The sequence below is a fragment of the Corynebacterium sp. HMSC078H07 genome, from assembly GCF_001812805.1.
GTDB lineage: Bacteria > Actinomycetota > Actinomycetes > Mycobacteriales > Mycobacteriaceae > Corynebacterium.
Map to the genome: position 1 here is coordinate 803 of NZ_KV810497.1, position 12,488 is coordinate 13,290.

Below are 12,488 nucleotides of genomic sequence, written 5' to 3' on the forward strand. Positions count from 1 at the left end.
TGAATACCGGGGTGAGCTACATCCCGCCCTGGGGCACACCAATTACCGCCATGCCCGAATACCAAGAAGCCGCAGCCAGACTCGCCGCCGAACAAACAAGACAAACCACAAGCCAACCACCCGACCCGCCGGGCGCAGGCTAAACGCCCGCGATGAGGCAACACGAGCGCCGGAACGCCGAAAGCACGCGCCGGCACCGAAACCCGCCGACCACACCACGGTCAGCGGGCAGATCGGCGATCCCACAGCTAGTCGAGGCAAGCGCCGAGACGATGAAACCCGCCAACCAGAAAAAGTTGACGGGTCAGACAGCGAGACTAGGTACTAATACAGCGCACTAGCGAGCTGCGTGCGGGCCGCGAGTACGCGAGGATCGCCAGAATCATAGAGGGCAAACAGCTCGAGCAGACGGTCCTTCAAACGTGCTTTGTCATCGCCGGCGGTGACCTTCATGGCGTCGATAAGCCGGCTAAAAGCAACGTCCGGAGTCCCGGCAACAATATGGGCATCAGCAGCCGCGAGCTGCTTATCCACGTCCTGTGGATTATCCTCAGCCTCGGCGATGGGGTCGCCATCCTTCGCGGATGCCTTAAGCCGCTTGAGCACCACGGTGGTGGCACGCGCCTGCTTGATTTCGGCATTGTCAGGCTCGGCGGCAAGCACCTCATCGTAAGCAGCAATAGCGGCATCGAAATCGCCGGCATTCAGCGCGTCCTCTGCCACGAGCAGGCGCGGGTCGGATGTTTCCTCCGCCTGGGGCTGCTCAGCACCAGTATCCTGCAGGCCGCGCAGCTGGGGGCCGAGCTTATCGACGATCGCCGCTACCCACTGCTCCAGGTTCTCCCGTGGCTGGCTCCCCTCAAAGTTGGTGACCGGCTGGCCCGCAGCGATGGCCACGGTGGTGGGTAGGTTCTGCACACCGAAGACCTGGGCGACCTGCGGCACTACATCAGCGTTGATGTAGCCCACGATGAACTTTAAGCCGCCTGCCGCGGCCATCTCCTCGAAGTCCTTCTTCAACTGCTCTGAGGCTGGCGAACGCGGGGAACCGATAAGCGCGATAACCGGGACTTCGGCGGAGCGGCGCACAAGGTCATTCTCAAAGTTCTGCTCCGTGACCTCAAAGAAGGGCTGAATTCCTGCAGGGGCACCGGTAGTGCCCTGTTCCTGTGCTTTCGCCTTGGCCTCTGCCTGCTGCTTGATGGCTCCCAAATCGAGGGCGCCTCCAACGTATGGTCCGGTCACTGATTCTCCTCCAGGTAACGGTTAACGGATTCTACTTTTTGGGTTATCTGCCCGGTGACGCCTTCGCGAATATCGGCCTTAATGACCAGGCTCGTGCGCGGAGAGACTTTACGGACGGCATCGGTGGCCTCCTTAATCACCGCAAAGACTTCGTCCCACTCGCCTTCAATGAGGGTAAACATGGCATTGGTCTCGTTGGGTAGGCCGGATGCACGGACCACGCGCACGGCCTCCGCCACGGCGTCCGACATCTCGGCGCTCTCATCACCCACGATGGTCGGGGCTACAGAAAAGGCAACAATCATGCCCGCTAGTCTACCGCCGCTCCCAACAGTGGCGGTGCCAGTGCCGGCGGTCATCGCCTTGTCTACCGCTATCGCGCGGCCACGCCACAATGTGCGCGACCCCGGGCGGGATGTTCTGGTTGCAGCCGGGGCACACGTAGTACTTCTGCGCGGCCGAACTGCCGATGTGCCGCATGATGAAAGGTTCCCCATTCGTCCAGCTTGGCCCCGGAACGGTCTGCGAACCGAGCAACGCGCCGCCATCCCGCGGCAAGAAGCGAGGTTCCTCCCGGATTCTTCGGTTTCGGCGTGGCATTAAAACAGGCGCAGCTCGTTGGACTCGATACCGCGCAGCTCCTGGTAGTCCAGCACCACGCAGCGAATCCCGCGGTCTTCAGCCAAGGTACGAGCCTGCGGCTTGATTTCCTGCGCCGCAAACACACCATGGACCGGCGCCAGCAGGTCATCGCGGTTAAGCAATTCCAGGTAACGCGTAAGCTGCTCGACGCCATCGATACCTCCACGGCGCTTGACCTCCACCGCCACAAACTCGTTCTGAGGATTCTTGGCCATAATGTCCACCGGACCAATCGCCGTGGGATACTCGCGGCGGACAAGCGAGTACTTCTCCCCAAGCGTTTCGATGTGCTCCGCTAGAAGCTCTTGCAGGTGTGCTTCGACACCGTCCTTGACCAGGCCTGGGTCTTCGCCCAAGTCCATAGCGATGTCTTGGTGCACCTCTGCGATGGTGATGCGGAGTTGTTCGCCCTTGGGGTTCTCCACCAACCATAGTTTCTCGCCGGTATCCTCACCGTCGATATCCGTAATCTCAGACTCCTCCAGGGAGCACGGAGGAGTCATCCAGTTCAAAGGTTTATAGGCACGGTCATCCGCATGGACGGACACCGAGCCATCGGCCTTGATAAGGATGAGTCGGTCCGCCATAGGCAAGTGGGCGTCGAGGCGACCAACGTAATCTACAGAGCAACGGGCGATGACAACACGCATGCCCTCTACCCTAACGGGTAAGGACTACTTCTTTGGAAAGCGGCTGGCACGCTGGCGCATCTGATGATAGTTCAGCTTCTCCTTGCGCTTCGAAGGCGCTGCTTCCACCCAAGCATTCAGGGCCATGATGCCGTGCGCATCAGAGGCAATCTCATAGTCCTTGCCATGGACGCTGATCCCCATAACCTGGTCGCCAGCGGGCATAAAAGAAGCCTCGTCATCATCCAGCGAACGGATTCCGTTCAAGGTGATGTCGAGGCGATTGAACCGCATGTTGGCGCGGGGAAGAACAGAGCGAAGCTTAAAGTACTCCATATACTCGCCGTTATAGCGCACCAGCCCATGACGCCACGAATGGGAATCCTTGGCCGGCAGGAGGCGCAGAAGGACCGTAGTTCCGCGGGAGCGCAACGTAAAAAAGCGCACTGCGGCGAGGATGATGACAGCCAGAATAATCAGGATGAGGACGAAGAGTAGCCCTTGCAACACCTGAGAATTCATGACAAACAGTCCTTTACGGCAATGCGATTTGTTTCAACGATTGTACCGCCTAGCAACATTGCAATGCCAGTTTGCGTGGGTAAAGGCTAAACCCCCTGCCTCTCCTCGTGAAAGGAGGTGCAGGGGGTTCTTCTCAAGCCAGAGTGGGAAGGGCGGTCATTGCTGCCCGTTCTCTCCCCTCTCCGCTAATCCGTTAGCTGTTGAAGCGGCGCACGGCGCGCAATGCAGCTTCGCCGCGGGACCTCGTCAACTCGTGCTCAGACTTCAGGTCTTCCTGAGCCTGTGCCTCATCGACCTCGCGGGCCCAGATGGCCCAGTCCGCGAGGACGGTGATCTTGTTCTCGGACACGGAGAGGAAGCCACCCTGGACGGCAGCGACGCGGCGCTCGCCGTCCGCTGGGTGGATGGTCACGACGCCATTGTTGATCAGCTGACCAACCATAGGCTCGTGGCCAGGAAGCACGCCGATCTCACCCTCGGTGGTCTCAGCCGTCACCATGGTGGCCTTGCCGGTCCACAGCAGGCGCTCGACGGAAACCAATTCGGCGGTGATGTCAGCCATGTGCCTCTCCCTACTTCTTCTCGCTCAGCTTCTTGTACGCAGCCTCGACGTCGTCCAGGCCACCCAGGCCGTTGAAGGCCTGCTCTGGGTAGTGGTCGAATTCGCCGTTGCAGATGCGCTCGAAGGCGTCGATGGTGTCAGCCAGCGGCACGTAGGAGCCCGGCAGACCGGTGAACTTCTCTGCGACGAAGAAGTTCTGGCCCAGGAAGCGCTCGATACGACGTGCTCGCTGAACGGTGACCTTGTCCTCCTCAGACAGCTCGTCCATACCAAGGATGGCGATGATGTCCTGGAGTTCCTTGTTCTTCTGCAGGATACCGATGACACGCTGTGCCACCTCGTAGTGGCGCTCGCCCACGATGGACGGCTCCAGAATACGAGAGGTAGAGGTCAGCGGGTTCACTGCCGGGTAAATACCCTTGGAAGCAATGGAACGGTCCAGCTCGGTGGTGGCATCGAGGTGGGCGAAGGTGGTGGCCGGAGCCGGGTCAGTGTAGTCATCGGCCGGCACGTAGACGGCCTGCAGGGAGGTAATGGACTTACCCTTGGTGGAGGTAATACGCTCCTGCAGAACACCCATTTCATCGGCCAGAGTCGGCTGGTAACCCACGGCGGACGGCATACGGCCGAGCAGCGTGGACACCTCAGAACCTGCCTGGGTGAAACGGAAGATGTTGTCGATGAACAGCAGCACGTCCTGGTTCTGGACATCGCGGAAGTACTCCGCCATGGTCAGACCGGACAGAGCCACGCGCATACGGACTCCAGGCGGCTCGTCCATCTGGCCGAACACGAGGGCCGTGTCCTGGAGAACGCCCATCTCTTCCATCTCAAGGAACAGGTCGGTGCCCTCACGGGTGCGCTCGCCAACGCCGGCGAAGACGGAGGTACCGGAGAACTCGCGTGCGATACGAGTAATCATCTCCTGGATAAGAACGGTCTTACCCACACCTGCACCACCAAAGAGGCCAATCTTGCCGCCCTTGACGTACGGGGTGAGAAGGTCAATAACCTTAATACCGGTCTCGAGGATTTCGGTCTTACCCTCCAGCTGGTCGAATGCCGGCGGCTCGCGGTGGATGCCCCACTGCTCACCATCGCGGCCCAGCCCCGGCTGGTCGAGGCAGTCACCGAGGGCGTTGAAGACGTGGCCCTTGACCACATCGCCCACGGGGACGGAAATCGGCTTGCCAGTGTCGGTTACGGCTGCACCGCGGACGAGGCCGTCGGTCGGAGCCATGGACACGGCACGGACGAGGTTGTCACCGAGGTGCTGAGCGACCTCAAGGGTGACGGTCTTTGCAACAGCCTCGAGGGTCACCTCGACGGTCAGTGCGTTGTACAGTGCCGGCAGCCCGCCACGCGGAAACTCCACGTCGACGACCGGACCGATGACACGCACCACACGGCCGGCGGTAGCCGACGACTGTGTGTTCTGCTCTTGCAGAGCTGTAGTCATAATCTAGTCACTTTCTGCGCTTTCGGCGAGCGCCCCAGCGCCACCGACGATCTCTGTGATTTCTTGGGTAATCTGCGCCTGACGTGCCTGGTTGGCAACGCGGGAGAGGTCCTTGACCAGCTCGGTAGCGTTATCAGTTGCAGACTTCATTGCGGTACGGCGTGCGGCGGACTCGGAGGCCGAGGACTCCAAGAACATCGCAAACAGGAGGCGGGACACGTACTGCGGGAGCAGTGCTTCCATGAGGGTGTCCGCATCCGGCTCGAAGTCGTAATCAGGGGTGACCTGATTGGCCGACGAGGCGTCGGAAAGCGCGGACTCACCCATGTTGAAGTCCTCTTCCTCAATAACCGGTACCACCGGCAGCAGCTGCTGCACACGCGCCGTCTGGGTCAGCATGGACTGGAACTCGGTGTACACAACGTGTACTTGGTCGAAACCGCGGACGGTCTCGCCCTCGAGATTGATTCCCTCGCGGGTCTTAGCCTGGCCCTTCGAACCGGCGATGAAGCCGTCGATGATGTGGTGGCGCACGTCGTGCGTCGCCTCCCAGGTCGGATCCTGCGAGAATCCAGTCCAGCTGCCTGCGACCTCGGCTTCACGGAACTTGTAGAAGCCAACGCCCTTGTTACCCGTGACGTAGCGGACGGTCTCGAAACCTTCGCTCTTCAGCAATGCTTCGAGCTCGGCCGCCTTCTTGAAGACGTTGTTGTTGTAGCCACCGCACATACCGCGGTCAGAGGAGACCACGAGGATTGCGGCGACCTTGCCATCTTCACGCTCACGGAGCATCGGGTGATCCAGGTTTGTGTGCGCGGCGAGCTTGTTCAACACGTTGGACAGCTCGTGCGCATAAGGCTGCGACGCCTCGACCCTGGCCTGTGCCTTGGTAATGCGCGAGGTAGCAATGAGCTCCTGTGCCTTGGTGATCTTCTTAGTGGAATTGACGGACCTGATGCGGTCACGCAGTTCACGAAGATTAGCCATGGTTTTCGCTCCTCCCTTCTTTTTCTAGACGGTTACTTCTTAGAGTGTGCGGACTCTACTTGGCCGTCTTGCGGGAGACGTTGAGCTCGGACTTGTTGATTTCTTCAGCGTCGAGCGGATCCACCGGAGCCTCAGTGCCGAGGTTGTGGCCCTCAGAGGTGCGGAAGGACGGGGTGAAGTCCTTGGCTGCGGCAACAAGCGCATCCTTGGACTCGTCGGTCAGAGCGGTGCCGCCCTGAATCTGCTCGAACACCTGCGGGGTTGCAGAGTTGAGGTGATCGTGCAGCTCCTTCTCGAAGCGGCGTACGTCCTCGACGGGAACGACGTCGAAGATGCCCTGGTCTGCGAGGAAGATGGAAACCATCTGGTACTCGACAGGCTGCGGGGAGGACTCGGACTGCTTCAGCAGCTCAACAAGGCGCTCACCGCGCTCCAGCTGAGCCTTGGAGGCAGAGTCAAGGTCGGACGCGAAGGCAGCGAAGGCCTGCAGGTCACGGTAGGCAGCCAGCTCAAGACGGAGGTTACCAGCAACCTTCTTCATACCCTTGGTCTGTGCTGCACCACCAACACGGGAGACGGACACACCGACGTTAATTGCCGGACGGACGCCCTGGTTAAACAGGTCGGACTCCAGGAAGACCTGGCCGTCGGTAATAGAAATAACGTTGGTCGGAATGAAGGCGGAGACGTCGTTCGCCTTCGTCTCAATGATCGGCAGTGCGGTCATGGAACCTGCACCCATGTCGTCGGAGAGCTTTGCAGCACGCTCCAGCAGACGGGAGTGGAGGTAGAAGACGTCACCCGGGTATGCCTCGCGGCCCGGCGGGCGGCGCAGCAGAAGGGAAATCGCACGGTAGGCCTCAGCCTGCTTGGTCAGATCATCGTAAATGATCAGGACGTGGTTGCCCTGGTACATCCAGTGCTGACCCAGAGCTGCACCGGAGAACGGTGCCAGCCACTTGAAGCCGGCGGCGTCGGATGCCGGAGCAGCCACGATGGTGGTGTACTCTAGGGCGCCGTGCTGCTCCAGGGTGTGGCGCACACCAGCAATGGTGGAGCCCTTCTGGCCGATGGCGACGTAGATGCAGCGGACCTGCTTGTTCTTATCGCCAGACTCCCAGTTAGCCTTCTGGTTCAGGATGGTGTCGATACAGACGGCGGTCTTACCCGTCTTACGGTCACCAATGATCAACTGACGCTGACCACGACCAATCGGGGTCATGGCGTCAATTGCCTTGATGCCGGTCTGCATCGGCTCTTCCACCGGCTGACGCTGCAGCACGGACGGTGCCTGCAGCTCGAGGACGCGGTCCTCTTCAGCGGTAATCGGGCCCATGCCGTCAATCGGCTGGCCCAGTGGGTTGATAACGCGGCCGAGGAATTCCTCGCCCACAGGGATGGAGAGGACTTCGCCGGTCCTCTTGACCTCGTCGCCTTCCTTAAGGGACTCGAAGTTGCCCAAGACCACGACACCGATGGAGTTGGTGTCAAGGTTCTGAGCGACGCCGATGACGCCGCCTGGGAACTCGAGCAGCTCATTCGCCATGACGGACGGCAGGCCCGAAACCTGCGCAATACCGTCAGCTGCCGAAATGACCACGCCGACCTCCTCACGGGAGGCCTCCGCGGAGTAGCTCGAGGTGTAGTTCGCAATCGCGCTACGGATCTCGTCGGAGGAGATCGTCAGCTCCGCCATGTTCTTCCTGCTCTCGGTAGTATCTTCCAGCAATTACTTAATCGTTTCTGTCGTTTCGGCTTATGCCATCACAGCACGAAGGCGGGAAATCTTGCCTGCCGTCGAACCATCAATGACTTCGTCGCCAACGCGGATGGTCATACCACCGAGGAGGCTGGTGTCAACCTCAGAGTGGATGGACATCGCACGACCATAAATTTTGCCCAGCTTTTCAGCGAGTGCTGCCCGCTGGCTATCGTTTAGCTCACCCGCCGACGTCACGCGCGCAATGGAGCGGCCCTGCAGCTCGGCTGCGGAGTCTGCCAGTGCGGCAATATCATCAATCGGGTTCTGCTCCGGGCGGCCAATGGCCTGCAGCGCGAGCGCTTCAGTGACCATAGTGACCTTGCCGTAGAGCACGCTTGCCAGCAGTCCAACCTTGCGGTCGGACGTCGCAGTACGGTCTGAAAGCAGCTGGGTCAGTTCGCCTTCGCGGTCCAGCACGCGTGACAGGGAGAAGAGCTCGTCTTCTACCTGGCCCAGCTTGCCCTCGGACTCAGCGCCACGCAGAAGAGCGCGGCGGCCAAGCCTCACGAGGCCACGGGCAATATCACGCGGGGAGGACCACTGTGCGGCGGCGGCTTCCTCGAGCACCTGCTGTGCTACCGGGGAAATCTTGCCGCCGAAAAGCTTCTGGACCAGGGACTTACGCTCCTCAGAAGAAGCCGCATCATCGGTCAGGGCAACGCGCAGTTCGCGGTCACCGTCGAGGACGCGGACAACCTCAAAGAGGTCCTGGCCTGCCTGGGTAGCAGTAGCTACCGAGTTGTCGCCGGAGAGAAAACCATCCAGCTTCGACTCAACGGTAGCGAGTGCTTCGCGGCTAGCTGCCTTCATCGTTGCCTACTTTCCGGCCGGTGCCACAGTGTCGAGCTCGGACAGGAAGCTATCAATGGTGGAGGACTGCTTCGTGGCGTCGGAAAGTTCGCCGCCGAGAAGCTTCTCTGCCAAGTTGATGGAGTTCTGTCCGATGTCGGAACGCAGCTCAGACACGACCTGTGCACGGGAAGCTTCCAGCTGCTTCTCACCAGCGGCGAGAATGCGACGAGTCTCTTCTTCTGCAGCTTCCTTAGCCTCTGCCTCGATCAGCTTGCCACGCTCACGCGCCTGCTCACGGATCTCAGCAGCCTCTGCTCGGGCGTCAGCGAGCTGAGCGTTGTACTTTTCCAAAGCGGCCTTTGCTTCGGCCTGCTGAGCCTCCGCACGCTTAAGGCCACCCTCGATCCGGTCTTCACGCTCCTGCAACATCTTGCTGTATGCCGGAAGCACAAACTTCCAGAAAATCAGCAGGATGACGGCGAACGGAATGAGAGACCAGACCAAGTCGTACATCTTGGGCAGAAGGATGGAGTTACCGCTCTCCAGCGGCAGGTGCTCACTTCCTTCCGCTGCAAGGTAGTAAATGACGTTGTTCATGGGGCTCCGTTCTTAAAGTTCGATTTACTTGTGTAAAGCGCTCTTTAGAACAGGAAGCCTGCAACGAGGCCGATGAGGGCGAGGGCCTCAACGAAGGCGATACCCAGGAACATGGTGGTACGCAGCTGACCAGCCATCTCCGGCTGGCGAGCCATGCCCTCGACGGTCTTGCCGACGAGGATACCGATGCCCAGACCCGGGCCGATGGTTGCGATGCCGTAGCCGATGGCGCCGAGACCCTTGAGGGTGGACTCAGCAGCGTCCTGAGCAAGAATGATTTCGTTCATGATGAAAGTCGTTCCCTTTCAATGTTTCTCCCGCGGACTGTTCCGCAGGAAGCAGTGAGGATGGATTCTGGGGATATTTAGTTAACCGCGAGGTTCGCGTTGTTGTTAGTGCGAGTCTGCATGCAGCGACAATTCGATGTATACCGCCGTCAGCAGGGCAAAGATGTATGCCTGCAGGAAGATGACGATAATCTCGTAGATCGTGAACAGAACCGCTGCGACCAGCGTCAGGCCACTCAATGCAGTCCAGGCGTTGAACTGGAAGAAAAAGAAGTTCGTTGCCGAGTACAACAGGACCAAAATGAGGTGACCAGCCAGGAAGTTCGCCATCAGACGAAGTGCCAGCGTGACTGGGCGCATAACGAACGTAGAGAATGCCTCAATCGGCACAACAAGAACGTGCAGCCACGGCGGAAGGTTAGGAATAACCACCGAGGACTTGACAAACTTGCCGAAACCGAATCGCTTCGCGCCGGCATAGATCATGGCGATGTACGCCACGATGGCCAATACGATCGGCATACCAATACGGGCGTTCGGAGAGATGTTCAGGCCCGGAACAATAGTTGCTACGTTCCAGAACAAAACGCCGAAGAAGATAGAGGCCAAAATCGGAAGGAAACGGCGCCCTTCCTTCTTGCCCAAGATGTCTTCTGCGATGTGAATTCGCACGAAGTCAATCGCGTGCTCGCCTACGTTCTGCAATCCTTTAGGAACCAACTTGGGGTTCTTAAAGGCGACAACAAAAAGGAGCACCAAAATGGCTGCCATGAACAGGCGAACCAGCATGATGCGATCCAAAGCGAACCAACCGTTAGCGAAGTCAGCGAACAAAAGGTCGACGACTTCACCGTCATCGGTTACGTGCCCCGGGAAAATTTCTGGATCCAGTTCGGGTGCGTGAAAGCTACCCTTCATGGCCAATGTTGTAACGCTCAGCGTTCTCTCCCGTGTTCGGGCCACACAGCTTGTCGAAGGCTATGTGGTGCGATGGACGTCTTCAGCTCTTTGCCTTGCTCACGGACTCCGTCGCACATCAGCGTGAACAAGACAAGGATAAACCGCACTGTATCGGGCTAGCATGACACTAACCCGCGGTAACCCGAAGTGAATGGTATCAGTTTGATGACAAGTTTTCGCACGTGGGGGCACCGTGCCTTAAGCATCTTGCTACCCCACCCTCACGGATAGACCTAAAACGCCCGCATTCTGCCCAAACCCCAGTCAGTGGATTTGGTCACACACCCCTGTTTTCCCACCTTGACGGGGGTAACTACGGTTGTCCGCAGTGCCACACGAACAAATACAAAAGCCACCCTCCTGGGGGATCCAGTAAGGGTGGTGAACATGGTGGTCGGGACATTTGGCCCGCTGCGCTAGGACACGTACGTAACGTTGGAGGTCACGACTCCCCATACCTCAGTTCCAAGGGTGACCGCCAGCGCACAGATAACGGTAACGAAAAGCGCCATGGTGTCGTAAAACTCCAAGTCCTTAATCAGCAGCAGGACCATGATGAGGATGACCACCTTGAGCAGCCAACCGCCAAGGACCACGGCCATGGTCGTAGATGGCGTCGTGCGTGCAGTCAACAGAACCGAGGCTGCCGTGAAAAGCACGAAGCCACCGCCGATGGCTGCGCCGACCAGCACGCCCAGAAGACCCGGCGTGCCACGGACACCGCCCCAAATAGCGAGGGAAGCAATGGTCACCACCACGAGGCCCATCGCCCCGAGGCGCAGTGCGCGTTTCAGCGGGCGGCGGTGATCATCGTACGGCGATAGCTGGTCGGAGCTCGTTGATTCAGTCACAGCCCCTTACCCTACCTCAGGAGGGATCCGATTCGAACACCACGCTGGTCGGACGAGACTTGCGCCCAATCTTGCCCTGGCGCAGCGGAATGAGGGTCACGACGAAGGCGCCGACAAGGGCAAGTACGGCTAGAGCCACCGCCACTGGCGCAGGAACGATGGAAAAGGACACCGCACCAAACGCCACCGCTGAGACCCACAAGTAGAGCACCAGCACCGTACGGCGGTGAGTATGTCCCAATGACAGCAAGCGGTGGTGGATATGCGCTTTGTCTGCTGCGAAGGGCGAGCGCCCCTGAGAGACGCGGCGAATAACCGCCCAGACAAGGTCCAGGACTGGAATAAAGACCGCCGCGATGACCACGATCACCGGTGACATGAGCGCCACCATGTCCACCGTTCCATACAGCGACATGTTAATTTTGCCCGAGGCCGAGGTGGATGCAGCCGCCAGCAGCAAGCCAATGAGCATCGCACCACTATCCCCCATGAAGATGCGCGAGGGCTCGAAGTTATGCGGCAAGAAGCCGGCACACATTCCCACGAGTGCGGCAGCAATAATCGCCGGCGGATAGGCCGAGACTGCCCCGCCTTGGTCATGCAGTACCGTGAGCGAGAAGACGAGAATGGCGCCACCAGCAATCATGCCAAGGCCCGCAGCCAAACCGTCGAGACCATCGACGAAATTGATGGCGTTGATGAGCAGCACCGTAAAAAACACAGTCAAGAGTGTGCTCTGAACTTGGTCGAGGATAACCGTGGTTCCATCACCAAACGGCAAAAAGAGCAGCGTCCAGGTCAGGCCTAAACCGCTCATGAGTGCAGCGGCGACAAGCTGGCCCACCAGTTTGACTATCGCGCTCAGCTCAATCAGATCATCGACCACGCCCACCAGCACAATGGCCGCAGCCGACCAAAGCACCGCATTCATCTCAGGAGTCACGGGCATAAAGCCACGAGTCAAGGCTGGAAGCTGGCCCGCAAGATAGACTGCCGCAGCAAAGCCAGTAAACATAGCCACGCCGCCCAACTGCGGGGTGGGTTGCGAGTGGCTATCACGCAGGCGAATCTCCGCCACCCGGCCCGTGCGCACGAGAAAAGTACGCACCAGACCGGTGCTGAGATACGTAAAGGCAGCAGCGACGAAAATGACTAGGGCCAATTCGCGCAGCGGCACACCTGTTCCTGCCACG

At 59.4% G+C, this 12,488-nt stretch carries 15 protein-coding genes; all 15 read right to left on the bottom strand.

What is annotated here, in order from left to right; all coding sequences use genetic code 11:
- Positions 1-324 precede the first annotated feature (324 nt).
- The gene (locus HMPREF2875_RS09335) at positions 325-1,245 is read right to left on the bottom strand and encodes a tetratricopeptide repeat protein (protein WP_070672460.1); all 921 of its coding nucleotides are present in this window, start codon (positions 1,243-1,245) and stop codon (positions 325-327) included.
- Positions 1,242-1,550, bottom strand: coding sequence for an MTH1187 family thiamine-binding protein (locus tag HMPREF2875_RS09340; protein WP_070672463.1), 309 nt, complete (start codon positions 1,548-1,550; stop codon positions 1,242-1,244). Before HMPREF2875_RS09340 ends, HMPREF2875_RS09335 begins: the two co-directional genes overlap by 4 nt.
- A 10-nt stretch (positions 1,551-1,560) precedes the next feature.
- Positions 1,561-1,845 carry a hypothetical protein gene (locus HMPREF2875_RS14010; protein ID WP_083311900.1) on the bottom strand — a complete coding sequence of 95 codons (285 nt, stop codon included), beginning with the start codon at positions 1,843-1,845 and terminating at the stop codon, positions 1,561-1,563.
- Positions 1,845-2,537: an endonuclease NucS gene (gene nucS / locus HMPREF2875_RS09345; protein ID WP_070672466.1), complete on the bottom strand. Its 693-nt coding sequence runs from the start codon at positions 2,535-2,537 to the stop codon at positions 1,845-1,847. The genes HMPREF2875_RS14010 and nucS overlap by 1 nt, the downstream gene beginning before the upstream one ends.
- A gap of 24 nt (positions 2,538-2,561) precedes the next feature.
- The gene (locus HMPREF2875_RS09350) at positions 2,562-3,038 is read right to left on the bottom strand and encodes a DUF2550 domain-containing protein (RefSeq protein ID WP_070672469.1); all 477 of its coding nucleotides are present in this window, start codon (positions 3,036-3,038) and stop codon (positions 2,562-2,564) included.
- Positions 3,039-3,231: 193 nt separating this feature from the next.
- The gene (locus HMPREF2875_RS09355) at positions 3,232-3,600 is read right to left on the bottom strand and encodes a F0F1 ATP synthase subunit epsilon (RefSeq protein WP_070672472.1); all 369 of its coding nucleotides are present in this window, start codon (positions 3,598-3,600) and stop codon (positions 3,232-3,234) included.
- A 10-nt stretch (positions 3,601-3,610) separates the two neighbouring features.
- A complete protein-coding gene (gene atpD, locus HMPREF2875_RS09360; RefSeq protein ID WP_039674999.1) occupies positions 3,611-5,059 on the bottom strand; it encodes a F0F1 ATP synthase subunit beta in 1,449 nt (482 codons plus the stop codon).
- A gap of 3 nt (positions 5,060-5,062) precedes the next feature.
- A complete protein-coding gene (locus HMPREF2875_RS09365) occupies positions 5,063-6,046 on the bottom strand; it encodes a F0F1 ATP synthase subunit gamma (RefSeq protein ID WP_070672475.1) in 984 nt (327 codons plus the stop codon).
- A gap of 55 nt (positions 6,047-6,101) precedes the next feature.
- On the bottom strand, positions 6,102-7,742 hold the full coding sequence (atpA, locus tag HMPREF2875_RS09370; protein WP_070672478.1) for a F0F1 ATP synthase subunit alpha: 1,641 nt from the start codon (positions 7,740-7,742) through the stop codon (positions 6,102-6,104).
- Positions 7,743-7,802: 60 nt separating this feature from the next.
- Complete coding sequence (locus HMPREF2875_RS09375; RefSeq protein ID WP_070672480.1) at positions 7,803-8,618, bottom strand: F0F1 ATP synthase subunit delta; 816 nt, start codon at positions 8,616-8,618, stop codon at positions 7,803-7,805.
- Positions 8,619-8,624: 6 nt separating this feature from the next.
- Positions 8,625-9,197 (bottom strand): F0F1 ATP synthase subunit B, encoded by a 573-nt coding sequence (locus HMPREF2875_RS09380; protein WP_070672482.1) that lies wholly within the window; start codon positions 9,195-9,197, stop codon positions 8,625-8,627.
- A 44-nt stretch (positions 9,198-9,241) separates the two neighbouring features.
- Positions 9,242-9,484: an ATP synthase F0 subunit C gene (locus tag HMPREF2875_RS09385; protein ID WP_042530472.1), complete on the bottom strand. Its 243-nt coding sequence runs from the start codon at positions 9,482-9,484 to the stop codon at positions 9,242-9,244.
- 105 nt (positions 9,485-9,589) lie between these two features.
- Positions 9,590-10,402 carry a F0F1 ATP synthase subunit A gene (atpB, locus tag HMPREF2875_RS09390; protein WP_070672485.1) on the bottom strand — a complete coding sequence of 271 codons (813 nt, stop codon included), beginning with the start codon at positions 10,400-10,402 and terminating at the stop codon, positions 9,590-9,592.
- A 458-nt stretch (positions 10,403-10,860) separates the two neighbouring features.
- Positions 10,861-11,295: a Cg1360 family ATP-synthase-associated protein gene (locus HMPREF2875_RS09395; protein WP_070672487.1), complete on the bottom strand. Its 435-nt coding sequence runs from the start codon at positions 11,293-11,295 to the stop codon at positions 10,861-10,863.
- Between the two features lie 16 nt (positions 11,296-11,311).
- Complete coding sequence (locus tag HMPREF2875_RS09400) at positions 11,312-12,487, bottom strand: MraY family glycosyltransferase (protein WP_070672489.1); 1,176 nt, start codon at positions 12,485-12,487, stop codon at positions 11,312-11,314.
- Position 12,488: the final 1 nt, after the last annotated feature.

Excerpts from the sequence above, each read along its gene's own strand:
- HMPREF2875_RS09375 (WP_070672480.1), bottom strand. The coding sequence starts at position 8,618 with ATGAAGGCAGCTAGCCGCGAAGCACTCGCTACCGTTGAGTCGAAGCTG.
- HMPREF2875_RS09385 (WP_042530472.1), bottom strand. The coding sequence starts at position 9,484 with ATGAACGAAATCATTCTTGCTCAGGACGCTGCTGAGTCCACCCTCAAG.
- HMPREF2875_RS09365 (WP_070672475.1), bottom strand. The coding sequence starts at position 6,046 with ATGGCTAATCTTCGTGAACTGCGTGACCGCATCAGGTCCGTCAATTCC.
- atpD (WP_039674999.1), bottom strand. The coding sequence starts at position 5,059 with ATGACTACAGCTCTGCAAGAGCAGAACACACAGTCGTCGGCTACCGCC.
- nucS (WP_070672466.1), bottom strand. The coding sequence starts at position 2,537 with ATGCGTGTTGTCATCGCCCGTTGCTCTGTAGATTACGTTGGTCGCCTC.
- atpA (WP_070672478.1), bottom strand. The coding sequence starts at position 7,742 with ATGGCGGAGCTGACGATCTCCTCCGACGAGATCCGTAGCGCGATTGCG.
- HMPREF2875_RS09340 (WP_070672463.1), bottom strand. The coding sequence starts at position 1,550 with ATGATTGTTGCCTTTTCTGTAGCCCCGACCATCGTGGGTGATGAGAGC.
- atpB (WP_070672485.1), bottom strand. The coding sequence starts at position 10,402 with ATGAAGGGTAGCTTTCACGCACCCGAACTGGATCCAGAAATTTTCCCG.
- HMPREF2875_RS09355 (WP_070672472.1), bottom strand. The coding sequence starts at position 3,600 with ATGGCTGACATCACCGCCGAATTGGTTTCCGTCGAGCGCCTGCTGTGG.
- HMPREF2875_RS14010 (WP_083311900.1), bottom strand. The coding sequence starts at position 1,845 with ATGCCACGCCGAAACCGAAGAATCCGGGAGGAACCTCGCTTCTTGCCG.
- HMPREF2875_RS09350 (WP_070672469.1), bottom strand. The coding sequence starts at position 3,038 with ATGAATTCTCAGGTGTTGCAAGGGCTACTCTTCGTCCTCATCCTGATT.
- HMPREF2875_RS09380 (WP_070672482.1), bottom strand. The coding sequence starts at position 9,197 with ATGAACAACGTCATTTACTACCTTGCAGCGGAAGGAAGTGAGCACCTG.